18 protein-coding genes, 1 tRNA gene and 1 pseudogene are annotated in these 16,889 nt (G+C 60.2%); 6 read left to right on the top strand and 14 right to left on the bottom strand.

Annotation, left to right across the window (positions count from 1 at the left end):
* Positions 1-66: 66 nt before the first annotated feature.
* From prmA to purH, 4 genes are all read left to right on the top strand, one after another.
* Positions 67-966, top strand: a complete 900-nt coding sequence (prmA, locus tag OP495_RS00100) for a 50S ribosomal protein L11 methyltransferase (RefSeq protein ID WP_280566420.1) — start codon at positions 67-69, stop codon at positions 964-966.
* A 97-nt stretch (positions 967-1,063) separates the two neighbouring features.
* Complete coding sequence (gene dusB / locus OP495_RS00095) at positions 1,064-2,095, top strand: tRNA dihydrouridine synthase DusB (RefSeq protein ID WP_280562363.1); 1,032 nt, start codon at positions 1,064-1,066, stop codon at positions 2,093-2,095.
* Positions 2,092-2,391, top strand: coding sequence for a DNA-binding transcriptional regulator Fis (gene fis / locus OP495_RS00090; protein ID WP_040241893.1), 300 nt, complete (start codon positions 2,092-2,094; stop codon positions 2,389-2,391). The genes dusB and fis overlap by 4 nt, the downstream gene beginning before the upstream one ends.
* A 100-nt stretch (positions 2,392-2,491) precedes the next feature.
* Complete coding sequence (purH, locus tag OP495_RS00085; RefSeq protein WP_280562364.1) at positions 2,492-4,081, top strand: bifunctional phosphoribosylaminoimidazolecarboxamide formyltransferase/IMP cyclohydrolase; 1,590 nt, start codon at positions 2,492-2,494, stop codon at positions 4,079-4,081.
* 125 nt (positions 4,082-4,206) lie between these two features.
* On the opposite strand, the gene OP495_RS00080 is transcribed toward purH, so the two are convergent.
* The 6 genes from OP495_RS00080 to OP495_RS00055 form a co-directional block, all read right to left on the bottom strand.
* Positions 4,207-5,664, bottom strand: coding sequence for an NAD-dependent succinate-semialdehyde dehydrogenase (locus tag OP495_RS00080; RefSeq protein ID WP_280566417.1), 1,458 nt, complete (start codon positions 5,662-5,664; stop codon positions 4,207-4,209).
* Between the two features lie 105 nt (positions 5,665-5,769).
* Entirely contained in the window at positions 5,770-6,222 is a 453-nt protein-coding gene (locus OP495_RS00075; RefSeq protein ID WP_280562366.1) for a hypothetical protein, read from the bottom strand.
* A gap of 43 nt (positions 6,223-6,265) precedes the next feature.
* On the bottom strand, positions 6,266-6,664 hold the full coding sequence (gene folX / locus OP495_RS00070; RefSeq protein WP_280562367.1) for a dihydroneopterin triphosphate 2'-epimerase: 399 nt from the start codon (positions 6,662-6,664) through the stop codon (positions 6,266-6,268).
* A 57-nt stretch (positions 6,665-6,721) separates the two neighbouring features.
* Positions 6,722-7,276, bottom strand: a complete 555-nt coding sequence (gene folE, locus OP495_RS00065) for a GTP cyclohydrolase I FolE (RefSeq protein WP_280562368.1) — start codon at positions 7,274-7,276, stop codon at positions 6,722-6,724.
* 171 nt (positions 7,277-7,447) lie between these two features.
* Entirely contained in the window at positions 7,448-8,431 is a 984-nt protein-coding gene (locus OP495_RS00060; protein ID WP_280566415.1) for a serine/threonine protein kinase, read from the bottom strand.
* Between the two features lie 33 nt (positions 8,432-8,464).
* Positions 8,465-9,163 (bottom strand): ComF family protein, encoded by a 699-nt coding sequence (locus OP495_RS00055; protein WP_280566412.1) that lies wholly within the window; start codon positions 9,161-9,163, stop codon positions 8,465-8,467.
* Positions 9,164-9,408: 245 nt separating this feature from the next.
* Here OP495_RS00055 and OP495_RS00050 point away from each other — a divergent pair.
* A tRNA-Leu gene (locus OP495_RS00050) sits at positions 9,409-9,493 on the top strand.
* 684 nt (positions 9,494-10,177) lie between these two features.
* On the opposite strand, the gene OP495_RS00045 is transcribed toward OP495_RS00050, so the two are convergent.
* The 3 genes from OP495_RS00045 to OP495_RS00035 form a co-directional block, all read right to left on the bottom strand.
* A complete protein-coding gene (locus OP495_RS00045; RefSeq protein WP_280564027.1) occupies positions 10,178-10,543 on the bottom strand; it encodes a Rap1a/Tai family immunity protein in 366 nt (121 codons plus the stop codon).
* A 368-nt stretch (positions 10,544-10,911) separates the two neighbouring features.
* Complete coding sequence (locus tag OP495_RS00040) at positions 10,912-12,432, bottom strand: sodium:solute symporter family protein (RefSeq protein WP_280566409.1); 1,521 nt, start codon at positions 12,430-12,432, stop codon at positions 10,912-10,914.
* Positions 12,422-12,652: a hypothetical protein gene (locus OP495_RS00035; protein ID WP_280564025.1), complete on the bottom strand. Its 231-nt coding sequence runs from the start codon at positions 12,650-12,652 to the stop codon at positions 12,422-12,424. Before OP495_RS00035 ends, OP495_RS00040 begins: the two co-directional genes overlap by 11 nt.
* Before the next feature lie 220 nt (positions 12,653-12,872).
* Between OP495_RS00035 and OP495_RS00030 the strand changes: the two genes are divergently transcribed.
* On the top strand, positions 12,873-13,694 hold the full coding sequence (locus tag OP495_RS00030) for a DUF1206 domain-containing protein (RefSeq protein ID WP_280564023.1): 822 nt from the start codon (positions 12,873-12,875) through the stop codon (positions 13,692-13,694).
* A 13-nt stretch (positions 13,695-13,707) separates the two neighbouring features.
* Here OP495_RS00030 and OP495_RS00025 read toward each other — a convergent pair whose 3' ends face one another.
* From OP495_RS00025 to ureC, 5 genes and pseudogenes are all read right to left on the bottom strand, one after another.
* Positions 13,708-14,313, bottom strand: a complete 606-nt coding sequence (locus tag OP495_RS00025) for a HupE/UreJ family protein (protein ID WP_280566407.1) — start codon at positions 14,311-14,313, stop codon at positions 13,708-13,710.
* Positions 14,314-14,369: 56 nt separating this feature from the next.
* The gene (gene ureG / locus OP495_RS00020) at positions 14,370-15,029 is read right to left on the bottom strand and encodes an urease accessory protein UreG (protein ID WP_280566403.1); all 660 of its coding nucleotides are present in this window, start codon (positions 15,027-15,029) and stop codon (positions 14,370-14,372) included.
* A gap of 167 nt (positions 15,030-15,196) precedes the next feature.
* On the bottom strand, positions 15,197-15,889 hold the full coding sequence (locus OP495_RS00015; RefSeq protein ID WP_280566401.1) for an urease accessory UreF family protein: 693 nt from the start codon (positions 15,887-15,889) through the stop codon (positions 15,197-15,199).
* On the bottom strand, positions 15,879-16,373 hold the full coding sequence (gene ureE, locus OP495_RS00010; protein ID WP_280564018.1) for an urease accessory protein UreE: 495 nt from the start codon (positions 16,371-16,373) through the stop codon (positions 15,879-15,881). The genes OP495_RS00015 and ureE overlap by 11 nt, the downstream gene beginning before the upstream one ends.
* Positions 16,374-16,494: 121 nt before the next feature.
* Positions 16,495-16,889, bottom strand: a pseudogene (gene ureC / locus OP495_RS00005) (urease subunit alpha); the annotation flags it as partial.

Genomic DNA, 16,889 nt, shown 5'->3' with positions numbered 1-16,889 from the left:
AGCTCAAGCGACTCGACACGGGGCGGCCTTGGCCGTCCCGTTTGCGTTGATGCTCAAGGAGACTTCATGTCCTGGCTACAACTCAAGGCACACATCGCTCCGCAGCATGCCGAGACCCTGGAAGAGCTGCTGCTAGCCGAAGGTGCTCAGGCTATCACCCTGCAGGACGCTTACGATGATCCCGTCTTCGAGCCCGAAAGTGGTACCACGCCGCTGTGGGATGAAACCGTGCTGACCGGCCTCTACGACGATCTGGAAGATATCGAGCCAATGCTCGACCGAGTTCGCCAGCAGTGGGCCGCCGAGATGGCCGACGAGCCCTGCCCCGAGATCGACTACGAGTTGCTCGCCGATCGTGATTGGGAGCGCGAGTGGATGGACGATTTCACCCCACTCAAGATGGGCGAACGGCTTTGGGTGGTGCCCAGTTGGCATGCCGCCCCCGAGCCCGATGCCGTCAATCTGCTGCTCGACCCCGGCCTGGCCTTTGGCACCGGTACGCACCCCACCACCGCACTGTGCCTCGGCTGGCTCGATGGCCTCGATCTCGACGCCAGCAAGGTGCTGGATTTCGGCTGCGGCTCCGGCATTCTGGCTATCGCCGCGCTCAAGCTGGGAGCCGATCACGCTACAGGCACCGATATCGATTCACAGGCCTTGCAGGCGAGCCGTGAAAACGCCCAGCGCAATGCCATCGCCGATGAACATTTGTCGCTTTGCTATCCAGAGCGACTCGCGGCACAACGCTACGAGGTAGTGGTCGCTAACATCCTCGCCGGCCCTCTGGTCGAATTGGCGCCGACGCTTTGCGCCCATCTCGCCCCGCGTGGTCGTCTCGCACTATCGGGGATTCTCGCAGGGCAAGCCGAGGAGGTAATGGAGGCCTATCGTGCCCAGGGCATCGACCTCGACACGCCTTGCGAACGCGAAGGCTGGGTGCGCATCACCGGTGTCGCCGCCTCATGATGAAGGGCGGCCACACCAGTGGCGACGAAAAGCCCCTTCAAGAACATCGTTCTGGCGGCTATCATGACCCCCTTTCACCATCTAGACGCGTCTCGTGATGCCGACCCATGTCTCATCTCCGGTGTCGCCGTTGCCGCGCATCGGCCCTTACGCATTGCCCAACCGGGCGATTCTCGCTCCCATGGCGGGCGTGACCGACCGTCCGTTTCGGCAATTGTGTCGAGAACTCGGCGCGGGCCTGGTCGTCTCGGAAATGGTCACCGCCGACGCGCGCCTATGGCATACCCGCAAGTCGCGACAGCGTCTCGATCATGCCGGCGAGCCCGGCCCGCGCGATGTACAGATCGCCGGCGGCGACCCGGAAATGCTCGCTGAAGCCGCGCGCCTCAATGTTGCGCAAGGCGCCGAGATCGTCGATATCAACATGGGGTGCCCTGCCAAGAAGGTCTGCAACAAGGCCGCCGGCTCCGCGCTATTGCGTGATGAGCGTTTAGTTGCAGCAATTCTCGAAAGCGTCGTTGCGGCTGTGGATGTCCCGGTGACATTGAAGATCCGTACCGGCTGGTGCTCGGAGTCGCTCAACGGCAAACGCATCGCACAGTTGGCCGAGGCCGCCGGCATCCAAGCACTCGCAGTGCATGGCCGCACCCGCGCACAGCGCTATCGAGGCGACGCCGAATACGACACCATCGCCGCGATCAAGCAAGCGGTATCGTTGCCGGTGTTCGCCAATGGCGATATCGACAGCGCCGAGAAAGCCGCTCGCGTCCTCGACTACACTAAAGCCGATGCGGTCATGATCGGACGCGGCGCCCAAGGCAACCCGTGGATCTTTCGCGAGATCGAACACTACTTACGTACCGGTGATACTCTGGCGCCCCCGACGCCCGCAGAAATCGCCGCCGTGATGCACCGTCATCTCGAGGCACTGCATGCCTTTTACGGTGAACACATGGGGGTGCGCATCGCACGCAAGCATGTGGGCTGGTATCTCGCCACTCGCCCACAAGCGGCGGCATTGCGCGCACGCTTCAACGTTCTGGAACAGCCCTCGGCCCAACACCGCTTCGTGGATTCGCTCGCTCACGATGCGCTTGCGTTGGCCTCAAATGGAAGCAATGCAGCATGACCAGCAGGCAAGCATTTCCCATCGATCAGAATACGCTCGATGCCAGCGCCACAGCATCGCCAGCGCATCAGCAAACCTTGCGTGAGTCGGTCGAGCTCGCCATGCAGCGCTACTTCGGCCACCTGGATGGCGAAACGGTCAGTGACCTTTATGGCATGGTGCTGACCGAGGTCGAAGTGCCCTTGCTGGAGGCCGTGATGCGCTACGCCGACGGCAACCAGACACGTGCTGCCGACATGCTGGGCCTCAATCGCGGCACCCTGCGCAAGAAGCTCAAACAGTATGACCTGATCTGAGTCCGAACCGATCTGACAGGAGCGCTCTCGCCGGGCGCTCTTCACGTTTCACGCTAGTGTCTGGCGTCAATCGTCCCTCACCTTTCAAAAGTGGAGCCCCATGGCCGATCACACCGCATCCTCGTCTCCCCAGCCTGTGCGCCGCGCATTGATCAGCGTGTCCGACAAGACTGGCATCGTCGATTTCGCCCGCGAACTCAGCACAAACGGCGTCGCCCTGCTCTCCACCGGCGGCACCTTTCGCCTACTCAGCGAACACGGCATCCCGGTCACGGAGGTCTCGCAGCATACCGGCTTCCCGGAAATCATGGATGGTCGCGTCAAGACGCTGCACCCCAAGATTCATGGCGGCATTCTTGGGCGCCGTGGGCAAGACGACGAGGTAATGGCCGAGCATGACATCGACGCCATCGACATGGTCGTGGTCAACCTCTACCCCTTCGCCGACACCATTGCCCGTGACGATTGCACGCTGGAAGAGGCCATCGAGAACATCGACATCGGTGGCCCCACCATGGTCCGCGCCTGTGCCAAGAACCACGCTCACACCAGCGTCGTGGTCAATGCGTCCGACTATGGCCGCGTGCTCGACGACATGCGTACACATGGCGGCGTCGGCGCAACGCTGCGTTTCGACCTGGCGGTCAAGGCCTTCGAGCATACTGCCGGCTACGACAGCGCCATCGCCAATTATCTGGGTACCTTGGTGGAAGGCGGCGAGGCGAACTTCCCGCGGACCTATAACGTGCAGTTCCAGAAAAAACAGGCGATGCGCTACGGCGAAAACCCGCATCAGCAGGCAGCCTTCTATGCCGAGACAGATGCCACCGAAGCCAGCGTGACCACGGCAGAGCAGCGCCAGGGCAAGGCATTGTCGTTCAACAACGTCGCTGACACCGATGCCGCCTTCGAGTGCGTCAAGGTCTTCAGCGAGACGGCCTGCGTCATCGTCAAGCATGCCAATCCTTGCGGCGTCGCCATTGCCGACACGCCGCTCGCCGCCTATCAGAGCGCGTTCGCTACCGACCCCACCAGCGCCTTCGGCGGTATCATCGCCTTCAACCGCCCACTGGACGCCGATACGGCACGTGCCATCGTCGACCGCCAGTTCGTGGAAGTCATCATCGCGCCGGGCATCGACGATGCCGCCGCCGAGATCGTCGCCGGGAAGAAAAACGTGCGCCTGCTCGATGTCAGCGAGCACTGGCCCAGTCAGCCGCGTCCTGCCCATGATTTCAAGCGCGTCACCGGCGGGCTCCTGGTCCAGGACCGCGACCAGGGCATGGTCGAATCCGACCAACTACGCACCGTCACCGAGCGCGCGCCCAGCGCCCAAGAACTAAGCGATCTCAGCTTTGCCTGGAAAGTTGCCAAGTTCGTCAAATCCAACGCCATCGTCTATGCCAAGCACGGTCAGACCATCGGCGTGGGCGCCGGGCAGATGAGCCGCGTCTACTCGGCCAGGATCGCCGGTATCAAGGCCGCAGACGAAAGTCTGGAAGTGCCCGGCTCGGTAATGGCCTCTGACGCCTTCTTCCCCTTCCGCGATGGCATCGACGCTGCCGCCGCTGCCGGTATCACCGCCGTCATCCAACCTGGCGGCTCGATGCGAGACCAGGAAGTGATCGATGCCGCCAACGAAGCCGGTATCGCCATGGTCTTCACCGATATGCGCCACTTCAGGCACTGAAGACGGAAGACGGAAGACGGAAGACGGAAGGTCAGGATGACCTTTGCTACGAAAAGCTAAAGCCCCCGTAGATGGATACAGGGGCTTTTCTTCCCTCTTACTTCTTAACTCTTACCTCTGTGGGATCAGCCCAGATCCATGCACAGGTACTTGGTTTCCATGTATTCGTCGATACCGTACTTGGAGCCTTCACGCCCCAGCCCCGAGGCCTTGACGCCCCCGAACGGCGCGCTGGCGTTGGAGATCAATCCCGTATTGATGCCGACCATGCCGTACTCCAACGCTTCGGCCACGCGCCAAACACGACTCAGATCGTTGGCATAGAAGTACGATGCCAGCCCAAAGCGCGTGTCATTGGCCATCTTCACGGCAGCTTCCTCGTCATCGAACGGCAGTACCGCCGCCAACGGCCCGAAGGTTTCCTCGTGTGCCACCTTCATGTCGGTATTGGCATGACTCACCAGTGTCGGGGAGAAAAAGCGCCCACCCAACGGGTGCGTATGACCACCCAACAACAACTCGGCGCCCCTCTCGACGGCATCCTGAATATGCTCAGAGACCTTGGCAACGGCGTCATCGTCGATCAACGGCCCTATATTCACGCCTTTTTCGGTGCCCGGGCCGACGTGCAATTCGCTGTTCATGGCCGCCGCCAGCTTTTCGCTGAAAGCATTGATCACGCTGGACTGCACCAGAAAGCGGTTGGTGCACACGCAGGTCTGGCCGGCATTGCGGAACTTGCTGGCCATCGCGCCCTCGACGGCGGCATCGAGATCGGCGTCTTCGAACACCAGAAACGGCGCGTTGCCCCCCAACTCCAGCGAAATCTTCTGGATATGCTCGGCGGCGCCGGCCATCAACTGGCTGCCCACCTCGGTCGAGCCGGTGAAGGTGATCTTGCGCACCACGGGCGATTCAGTCATCGCCTTGCCGATCTCGCTGGCGCGCCCCGGCACCACATTGAACACGCCGCGCGGCACCCCGGCCTGCTCGGCCAGCGCCGCCAGCGCGGTAGCAGAAAACGGCGTCTGACTGGCCGGTTTGATGACGATCGGGCACCCCGCCGCCAATGCCGCCGCCGCCTTGCGAGTGATCATCGACGACGGGAAATTCCACGGCGTGATCGCCCCGACGACGCCGATCGGCTGCTTGAGCACCACGATGCGCTGGTTGGACTTGGCCGCAGGGATGGTGTCGCCATAGACGCGCCGCGCTTCCTCGGCGAACCAGCGCAGGAAACTCGCCGCATAGGCGATTTCACCGGCCGCCTCCTTGATAGGCTTGCCCTGCTCGGCGGTCATGATCGCCGCCAGCTGGTCCTGATGCTCGAGCATCAGGTCGTACCATTTCATCAGGGTATCCGCGCGCTCTTGCGCCGTCAGGGCACGCCAGGCCGGCCAGGCCGACTCGGCGGCTTCGATGGCACGCTCAGTCTCGGCACGCCCCAGCTTGGGCATGCGTCCCACGACCTCACCGGTGGCCGGGTCGTCGACCTCGATCTGTTCGCCGCTGTCCGCTGCCACCCAATTGCCATCGATATAGGCAAAGGGACGAAACAGCGAGTTCTCCTGAAGGGACTCCATGGCGTTCTCCTTCCTGACAATGAGGGCGACGCTGGCCGTCGCCGTGAATTCATCTTATGCCGAGTCTCTTGATGCCACCAAACGCAGCGCACCCTGACATGACGTTCACCCAACACCCCAGATAAAGAGACTCAGCACCGCGATGGCAATGGCGGCCCCACACAGTGCCTGCCCCCTGTAACGCGACGGCGAGCGCCGTATCTGCCGGATCCCAAGCACGGCCAGTAGGATCGCCAGCACATCGACGAGCAGCATATAAGACGCGAACAGCGGAGCCACGGCGACAAGCACCAGCGCCAGCACCGCCCAGGGCGACAATAAAGAAGATTTGATGTGCCCCTGATCGTCACGCGTCTGCCGCGCGGTGCGCTGAGGAACGGGGGCATCGAACACCTGCTCGGCACGACCAGCGTCGCCATCGAAACGTAGCCGACTGCCTTCCCTGGGAAGGCCCCGGCCACGCCACTCGGTCAATGTGAACGTATAACGATGTCCATCGTTGCCGACGATCACGCCGCGCTGGGCCGCGTCGTCGAAGTGTTCGAGCTTACCGTTCACGACGCGACTCCCAGCCGAATACCGATGACATGGTCATGTCGCCTCAATCGAGCCGCGAGTCCGATAGCGTCACCGAGACAGAGTCGGAAAAACGCAGCGCGAAAGGCTTGTCGATTTCCACTTGCGCCGTGAGGACCTGCTCGTAACTCATGATGATATCCAGAACCTCGCGGGTCATGCGTTCCAGCAAGAGGAAGCGGTTATCCTCGACATAGCCGATGATATGCTTGGTGATCGTACGATAATTGAGTGCCTGCTCGATATGATCGAACTTGACCGCGCGATCGGCCCGATAACGGATGATGGCATTGATCACCACATCCTGGCGGTTCTGGATTTCCTCGTCCTTGATACCGATATGGGTACGCAGGCGCAGATTCTTGATGTTAATCGTTGCCAGATCGTGATCGAGGTGCTGATCGTTCAGGGCATGTAAGGCCATGCAGCATTTCTCCTAAAGTGTGAAACGCGCGTCACGCGACGGTGATCGACGCCGCGCTCAGCCATGCACCAGCGTCAAGAACTCCTGACGCGTATTCAAGTTATTGCGGAAAGCGCCCAGCATCACGGAGGTCTTCATGCACGAATTCTGTTTCTCGACCCCACGCATCATCATGCACATGTGCTGCGCTTCGACGATCACACCCACACCGCGCGCCTCGGTCACCTCCTGCACGGCCTCGGCGATCTGGCGTGTCAGGTTTTCCTGAATCTGCATGCGTCGCGCATACATGTCGACGATACGCGCGAACTTGGAGAGCCCCAGTACCTTGCCCTTGGGCAAATAAGCGATATGGCACTTGCCGATGAATGGCAACAAATGATGTTCACACATCGAATAGAGTTCGATGTCCTTGATCAGCACCATCTCGTCAGTCTGCGATTCGAACACCGCGCCGTTGACCAATGACTCGAGCGTCTGCCCATAGCCCTGGTTGAGAAACTGCATGGCCTCGGCGGCTCGCATGGGCGTATCACGTAGCCCTTCCCGATCGGGATCCTCGCCCAAGCCGGCGATGATGTCGCGGTAATGCGTTGCGAGTTCTTCTGTCATTTAAGTGCCTTTGAGTGCCTTCGTCATGACGCCCGATCGGGCATACGTTACAAAATGAATACAACACCGGAAGTTTGCCACACCGGCAAAGCGCGACGCACGCGCGATTCGCACCGACGTCGGCGACACTACATTTCCCGACGCCGCCCCGGGGCCTTCGAGGCTGCAAAGTCACGCCAGCCAGCGCGGATTTTCCAACGCGAGGCGCTGTTGCTCGAGAATACGGATGTGCTGATCCCAATACCCCTCACTGGCTACCCAAGGAAAAGCCTTGGGAAACGCCGGATCTTCCCAGCGGTCGGCCAACCAGGCGCTATGGCGCATCAATCGCAACGTGCGCAACGGCTCGATCCAGCGCAGTTGGCGCCGATCGAACTCGACATGCTGCTCGTAACCCTCGATCACTTCGGATAACTGCATCTGCCATTCGTCGGCTTCAGACGCCGTCAATAACATCCACAAATCCTGGATCGCTGGCGCCATGCAGCAATCATCGAAGTCAACCAGTGCAAAATCCTCATCGCGCCCCAGGATGTTGCCCAGATGGCAGTCGCCATGTACGCGTTGCAGGGCCGTCTCCGGCCATCGCTGTTCGGCCAGTAGCGTCTGCAGGCGCTCGACGATGCGGGCGTATGCCTGACGTTGACGACGACTCAGCCAATCGCTCGCCAGCACGCGCTCACAACTGGCTTGGCTGATCGCCATAGGCTCCTGAACAGGACGCGCATGGAAGGAACCACGACGTGCCACGGCATGCACCTGGCCGATCAAGTCACCAAGAGCAAAGAGATGCGCGGGGTCCTCGAGCTCCGGCGCCTGTCCTGCGAGATGCGGAAACAACGCGAACGCAAATCCATAGGCATGATGGAGCGTCTCTCCAGCATCGTCGCGCCAAGGCGGCGCGCCGGGTACTCCCGCGGCATCGAGTTCATCGAGAAAGGCATGCTCCTCGCGAATCTGCGCTTCGCTCCAACGCTCGGGACGATAGAACTTGGCCACCCAGCGGCGGCGATCGTCGTCGCTCAACAGGAACACGCGATTCTCGTAGCTGTTGAGCGCAAACGGCTCGCCCGGCAACCAAAAACCCAGCGACTCGACGGCATCGACCACGTGTGCGGGCGACAAACTTTCGAACGGGTGCTTTGGGGCGGTCATGACGTGTCCTATTGGAGATGCATCCTCATGCTATCAGATTTCTCGCGGCGTTCGCGTCATCGCCCAGGCCTCGACATGCTGGGCGCCCGCCCCTCGGCAGGCATCGGCCAGTGCCGAGAGCGTACTGCCGGTGGTCATCACGTCGTCGACGAGCGCCACGTGAGCCGGCAAGCCTGGCGCAACACCAAAAGCCCCGCGCACGTTGCCGCGACGCGAACGGCGTGTCAGCCCACGCTGGGTCGGCGTGTCACGCTCACGCCAGGCACGCTGGCACGGTACGCCCAATTGATGCGAGAGTTCTCGCGTCAGCCAGACGCTATGATCGAAACCGCGTTCACGCCGCCGCTGCGGATGCGTCGGCACCGCAACGAGTGCCTCGGGTAACGCACCTTCCCTATCATGTGCAAAGAGCGTCGCCAGCAAGATGCCCGCACGCGGTTGCGCGCCGAACTTGAAGCGCTGAAGCAATGCCTGCGAAGCATCTTCGTAACGTAGCGGCGCCCGCGCCACATCGAAAGACGGCGCATGACGCAGACAGTGGCCGCACAGATCAGCAGGACGCGCCAACGGCTCGGCACAGCGCGTACAGGCCACGCGATTCCAGGGCAACGCCTCGAAACATGCCTCGCACCACGGTGACGCCGGCGGCGTCATGCCCATGCAAAAGGCACAAGGACCCGGCAACCCTGCATGCACCGACAAGTTGACCAGCATCTTTATCTTGGCAGACAAATACCAAACGTTTTTCACTGTTATCATGATTAACTGGTTCTTTTATAAGTTCTCAAGACTATTCAACAAAGTTCGACAGGAACAGACTAGCATGCCTGCCACCTCCCGCATGCTGCGCTCAATGCCGATATGCCGACCAGTATCACCGTGACCGACACCCTCCAAGACCTTCAATATCGCCTCAGTGCCCATGGCGATTGACTTCCCTCTCTGTATCCGTAGAATATCGCTCGACCTGCCCGACTGCGGATGTGGTGGAATTGGTAGACACGCTAGATTTAGGTTCTAGTGCCGAGAGGCGTGGGAGTTCGAGTCTCCCCATCCGCACCACAGGGATTCCCCAAGCATCACCTGATCTCCTCAAGATACTCTGAAAGCCGCTCAACCACGGGCTTTTCTTTGACCTGACTTAAACTCTCCGAACCCGATCCACAGTTCCTCACCGTGTACACCGACATGTACACTGAGAGTTCTGGTGTACACGGGATGCGTTGGGGAGCGCTAATCGAATATTCAGAAATCAAGCGGCAACCACTGGCGCAGCTCTCCGTTGGTTACTAAACCTGTGAGTGCATGATGAAAGCGATGGAGGAGCGCGTACGATCATTGGCCGCAATTACAAGCCGTTTGAGATCGTCAGCGTAAAATCTGACAGCACTTAATCACTCCGGTGAGCAGCCTTGGAGTCCTTTTTGCTGTCCCAGTAAATTGCCCAGTCTGCGAGCTGGGCAATTGCATAACTGAAATGAACCGGCCGCTGAGGCGTTTAAAGAGAAAGCCCCCGAGGACGATCGGAGGCTCTCAATCAGCATCAGCCCAAGTGCATGAATGAATTCAACACGTCCTTGGCAGCTGAGTATCCTTCCTGGATGCAGGTATTCTGACAAATTGCGAATGCAATAAACTTAACCTGCGTTAATAAAGGGTCCATGAACGGAACAGAATGCCCCTAGCGGCAGTCCAGCCCCGTTTTTTGGGTAGACAAGCCTGCTTCACCCTGCACATGGCATCATGTCATTGACAGACGTACGCCTTTTTCAAAGCATCGGTGACCACATCACTGGCCGGTTCGTCCCAGCTACTGGAAGCACTTTCCAGGTATTGCGACACTTCATCCAAGATATCGCGGCCGCGAACGTCACTGGGCGCACAAATTTTTTCGTGGGATTCCAAGCGGTCGAAAATACCTAACACGTACCCAGTATAGGTGAAAAACTTACTAGTATCGTAGGACTCATCAGCACGAAATTGCTGGTAATGGCGCTGAAAATCGAGAAGGTCGGCGCCATTGTAGAAATAGCCCCAGGCATTGCCGATTCCCGTACATCCCAACCCCGCCATCAATATCACGCTCAATGCTCGTTTGGCGGTTTGTCTCATGAAGATCCCCCTGGTTCTTTGCATTCTTCAAACGTCGAAACGAAGACAAAAAAACGCCGGTTGACAATCAACCGGCAAGTCGCCATGTATTGGATGGCGAGAAACTTACGCCGGCCTTTGTAGACCGGTTGGAGGCGGATGATTTTCCACCTCTGGAGACACACATGAGACTTGCGTCTTCCTTGGCGATTCGGATCACATGAGCCTGCGAGGCGTCATCCACCTCCTTCCTTGGCTGCCGGCCACCAACCAGCGCAATTGCGCAATTCCTTTAGTAGCGTCCCAGTGGCCGGTGATCGCTTGAATCACCTACATCTTAGACGTCAGACCCGGCTCGGAAAAGCGTTGTACAATACTCGGCTAATTACTTACTCAGCCCGTAACGCAGATTCTTTCGCGTCCGGCACGAAGCCGGCTTCAGTCGCCTGCCGTCTTGGTGCCGCAATGGCAAAGAAACGCTCGACTACCAGCGGAGAGGCCGGTCGCGTCAGACAGGACACTACCACGAATGTGGGTAAATTGATGACAAGCCCCCAGAACCCAGCGTGGATTCCCAGCGGATGGCGCCACACCAGCGTAAACAGCAGTGTGACGGCAAACCCCACTACGATGCCGCTCAACACGCCCAGCTTGGAGGCACGGGTCCAGAAGAACATGCCGATAAAGGCAGGCAGCACCTGGGTAGCAAATCCCAGCCCCACGAGCAGTATCATCACCAAGTTGCTGGGTTCGGCGATGGCCACCGGCGCGACGATTAGCGCCATGATCGGCAAGAGCAGGCCCCGCGCCAGCTTGCCGGCAGCGGCATCGGAAAGCTTGAAAGCCGGTTGCGCGATATCCTTGGCATAGGAAAGCGCCACCGAATGCAAGAAGGGTTCGCAGGACGACATAGAGGCCGCCAACGTGCCCGCGCCAAGCAGGCCCACCAGCCAGACCGGCATCTGTTGCATGGCAAGCTCGAGCGCCACGGTATCGGCACGTGCCAGTTCAGGCAGGCTATAAATGCCGATGAAGCCCACCACCACCATGGGCAAGATGACTACATAGTAACTAGGCAGCCAGGTTGCGCTGCGACGAATGGTGCGTGCCGATGACGCACTCATCCACTGCGTCCAGACCGGTGGCATGAACGACAACATCGAGACGATAATCGACGTCGTCCAGAAAGCGAAACTCATGTCTCCCTGCGCGCCCGGCAAGGTTAAAAAAGCCGGATCACGCTCATGCAGAGTGGTAAAGACATCGCCAAACCATAGACTACCGCCGAAACGCTGTGACGCCCAGAGCCCAATCACCCACGCCACCGCCAGCATCAGCACGCCCTGGAAGGCGTTGGTGATACCGATCGCGCGTTGGCCGCTGGCATAGAGATAGAGGGCGATACAGCTCAAGACCACCAGCACCCCCACCCAGATCGGTAATCGCCCAGCGCTCATAACGTTCAGAATATACGCAGCCCCGATGGTCTGCAGTACCGCATAAGCCAATGACGCAATCGACATTACGCCTGCGGCTAGGGCCCCCAACAGCGGGCTTTCATAGCGATCGGCTATGGCCGCCCCTTGCGTGACATGGCCGAAACGCCGGCCGAAGGCCCACACCTTGGGGCCGAAATACCAGGCCACCAGCGCCAGATAGGATAGGTAGATCACCACATAAAACACCGCCACGCCCTTGGTGTAAGCCCATCCTGGCGCGCCCATGAAGGTGTAGGCGCTCACGCTGCCTGCGGCGATCAGCAGATAGAGCGTGACCGGCCCCATGCTGCGACCGGCGACGCCCCACTCTTCCAACGAATTCATCGAGCGTCCTGTCCGGGCGCGCAAGCCCAGGAAGAGCGCCACGCCCAGATAGGCGAGCGTCATGACAATCGGCACACTACTCGTCATCGCCAGAACGCTCCACTAGCCGGTTGCCGATGGCCATGACGCCGCAACAAGCGAACACGACGACGTACGCCCATACCGCAATCAGCGGCAAACCGAGCACCACGCAGGCTCGATTGAACCAACCGATCACCGGCCAGATGCCCGCTGCGATGAGCGTGACAAATGCCAGAGTCAACCCCCAGCCACGCCACGTGGTCGGCCGCACGATATAATGCTTCATGAAAATTCCGCTCAGGAAAGATGGTCTACGTTGCCGCAGCGTATACCTTACAATGACGATACGCGCAAAAGCGCTCATGGTAGCGCATTCATTCGTTCAAGGGGATCGGCGCATACTCACATGTTCTTCACGCCCCGTAAGCATCGTCATTGTATTTGGCATGGCATGATGCCTACCGTTTCCCATGCGTGCATTTCTTCCCGGCGACAAGGATGTCTTGATGAAATTTTCCCTGGCCGGCTTGCGTAACGCGCTCAGCGGCACGGCGAGTGCCGGTTATGTCGCCAAGGGGGTGATCTATATCACCATTGGCTGGCTATCGTTGCTTACCACTCTCGGCATGGGCGGCCAAAATGCCGGCACGGACGAGGTCATTCGTACCATCGCGTTGTGGCCATTCGGTACGCTGTTGATCGCACTGTTGGGGCTTGGCCTGGTGGCCTATGTTCTCTGGCGTCTCGCCCAAGCCTGGTGGGATCTCGAACATAAGGGCCACCACTGGAAGGGCATCTTGCAACGTCTGGGATTCGTCATCAGCGGCACTCTGTATATCGCTCTCGCCTGGCAATGTGCCACCTTGCTCGTACGCTCGCTTGCCAGCGGCGGAGGAGGCAGCAGCACGTCACAACAAACCGCCGAGTTACTCGACTATCCCGGCGGCGTCTTTGTGCTGTTCGGGCTCGGGATCGCTTTTATCGGCGTGGGACTACATCAGCTTCGGCGTGCCTGGAAACGCCACTACCGTCGCAATTGGCACGTCGAAGACATGCCCAATGGGCCGCTGCCCATCCTCGAGGGCATCGCCCGTCTAGGGCTAGCGGCTCGCGGTATCGTGTTCGGAATCATCGGAACTTTCTTGTGCGTGGCCGCCATCGAAGTCGATCCCGACAATGCCGAGGGTCTGGGCGGCGTCCTCGACACGCTCGCCGAGCAACCCTATGGACGCTGGCTGCTCGGCGGTGTCGCCGTGGGGCTGATGGCCTACGGCCTTTACTGCTTCATCAACGCGGGATATCGGCGCACGCGCACCCCACGACTATGACCGGAGGTGGCGCTTAGCTCATCAACAGCGCGCCGCCGGCAGCCGCGATGGCAGCACCGATGCCGCGTAGCCAACGGTTGTCGCGGCGGGCCAGCCACTCGCCCAGCACACGTCCCGCCAGCGTGATGGCCACACTGGTCAATACGAAGCCCAGCGCGTAAAGCAGTGCGGAGGCGCCCGGCGCCAGTTCGCTGCCATGCGCGTGGCCATGCATCAGAATGAACGCGAACACCAGCACGCCCCCCAGCGCACTCGGCAAACGCACCAGAGTGGCCAGCAATACCCCGGCCAGCAGCACGCTCGAGGCGATGCCGAATTCGACGCCCATCAACGGCACGCCCATCCAGGCCAGACTGGCGCCCGCCAGCATACCCAGCGCAATCAACAGCGGCATGGCACGGCGTAACGCACCCGCCTGACGGAAGCTCCACAGCCCGATGGCCGCCATCGCCAGCAAGTGATCGAGCCCGGTCAGAGGATGTGTCAAGCCCGCCATGAAACTGCCGGCATGCGAATGCGGCATATGCCCTGGATGCGCCAACGCGGAACCGGCGAACAATAGGGCCAAGGGAGATAACGCCAGGATCAGATGGCGTATATGAAGACGAGACAAGGACATGAATATTCTCCTTTATAGTCAGTAATAACCAGATAGTCAGTGATAACCAGCGTATCTTAGAGACTCGGTGCTACATCGGCGGCTGCCTGATCCACAGGCTGCGGCCGACGCTCCGGCAGCATGCCGCGCTCGAGGATGAAGCGGATGACTTCCTCGACCCCCACCCCATCGTAGAGATTGGCGAACACGAAGGGACGTTCGCCACGCATCTTGCGAGCGTCGCGATCCATGATCTCCAGCGAGGCATGCACCTGCTCGGCGATATCGATCTTGTTGATGATCAACAAATCCGACTTGGTGATCCCCGGCCCGCCCTTGCGTGGGATCTTGTCCCCAGCGGAAACATCGATGACGTAGATCGTCAGATCGGAAAGCTCGGGGCTGAACGTCGCCGACAGGTTGTCGCCACCGGATTCGACCATCACCAGTTCGAGCCCCTGATGACGCGACTGCAGCTCGTCAATCGCCGCCAAGTTCATGGAGGCGTCCTCGCGGATCGCCGTATGCGGACAGCCCCCGGTTTCCACCCCCAGAATGCGGTTGAACTCCAAGGCGTCGTGCTTGAGCAGGAAGTCAGCATCCTCGCGGGTGTAGATGTCATTGGTGACCACGGCGATATCGTAATGACCGCGCAGTGCCAAACAGAGCTGCTTGAGCAAGGCCGTCTTGCCGGACCCCACCGGACCACCGATCCCGACGCGTAGACAATGTGTCATCGGTTTTCTCCTTGCATGAATTCGAATGTCAGGAAGAAGGATGAAGGAAGGAAGACGTCGCTTCGCGACTCGAAGAGGGAAGAAAAACCGCCCTCTGTCATCCCTCGTCTTTCTTCAGGCGCATGGCAACGTTCTTCCCTCTTCCCTCTTCCTTCTATCAACTTCTATCAACTTCTAAACAACCGTGAGTACTGGGTTTCGTGCAGCGCGCTGGCCAACGCCAGGCCAGGTAATGCCGGCCCCAGCTCGTCGTCGTCCAGCGCGATGGCCGTCGCCACCACGTCGGCCAGATGGGGGCGCAGTTTCTCGATAAGGCGCTGCGCGCTCGTCTGTCCCAAAGGCAACGCCTTGCAGGCCACCGTCAATTGGTTCTCCAGCCAGGCCCAGGCAAACCCCAGCATTGCGTCCTCACAACTCACGCCGCGAACCCGTGCCGCCAGAGCGAAGGCCACCACGTAACCTGGTGTGGCGGGCAAAACCGGCGTCTCAGGCACTTGTTCGAGGTTATGCAGCAACCGCAGCAGGGTGCCGCCCAGGCGCTGTTCTTCCTCGAGCAGTTCATGGGTTTCGCGATTGGCCTGGAGCCAGGTGTTCCAATAGGCCAGCGCCTCGCCATCGTCTTGCGCCCAGGCGTGATAAGCGCGTGCCAGAACCGGCAGTTCGCAGCGCGTCAGGCCGTCGTCCAGCACCCCGGCGATCCACTCGCCAAGGCCCGCTTCGCCCTCTACCCAGCCAAGTTCCAGCGCACTCTCGAGACCCTGTGACCAGGCAAAGGCGCCGATCGGCAACGCCGGGCTGACGAGTTGCAGCAATCCCGCCAACGCCAACGGGTCGTGGCCCGCATGCCGTTCAGTGGACATGGTCGTGGTCATGATCATGGCCATGCGTATGGTGATGGGCTTCCCCGGTGGCGTAGGCGCCAGGCTCGGGATCGAACGGTGCGGCGTAATGCTCCAACGTCGCGCCCAGCCGCTCGGCCAACGCCTCAAGCACATGATCCGGCGGAAAGCGCACCCAGCCACCGTCGTCATCGTCACCGATAGCCAATTGCACATGACGATTTCCCAGGTGATAGGCGAGGCGCGCCAAGGGTAGCCCTGAGACGGTACGCGCGGTCACCACGGGTTCCTCGGCAGCGTATACACGCACGATCTCGCCATTTTCCGCTCGCAAGCCGTCGCCATCGCGCAGCACCGGTCCCCGGTCGAGAAACAGCCCCAGCTCGCGGCCACCGTCACTTATCGCCTTGAGACGACCGCGCATGCGCTGCTCGAACGGCAGCGTCAGGGTATCGCCGGCCTGTTCCACCGTGACCGGCCCCAGGCGTTCATTTAGTTTCAGCATGACATGCTCCAGAACGTGGCTTCGCCTCTTTAAGAAGGAAGAAATCAGTTAGAAGCACAAACCGTCCCCAATGGCACCGCATGCTTCCCTCTTACTTCTTCCCTCTTACTTCTTACATCGTCTAAAACAAGTGATAGCGCTGTGCCAGCGGCAACTCCGTCGCCGGCTCGCAAGTCAACAGCTCACCGTCGGCATGAACTTCATACGTCTGAGGGTCGACCTCGAGCTTGGGGCAGGCATCGTTGAGCTTCATGTCCGACTTGCGCACCTGCCGCACGCCCTTGCACGCCGCCAATTCGCTATGCAGTCCCAGACGCGCCTTGATTCCTGCGTCGAGCGCGGCCTGGCTGACGAAGCTCAGACGTGTCTGACTCGCCGCCCTCCCCAAAGCGCCGAACATAGTGCGGTAATGCACCGGTTGCGGGGTAGGGATCGACGCATTGGGGTCGCCCATCGGCGCGGCGGCGATCATTCCACCCTTGAGGATCGTCGCCGGCTTGGCGCCGAAGAACGCCG

Origin of the sequence: Chromohalobacter sp. 296-RDG, assembly GCF_029889885.1 — a bacterium.
Lineage (GTDB): Bacteria > Pseudomonadota > Gammaproteobacteria > Pseudomonadales > Halomonadaceae > Chromohalobacter.
The sequence above is the reverse complement of the archived record's forward strand: the minus strand, read 5'-3'. Positions and strand labels throughout refer to the sequence as shown.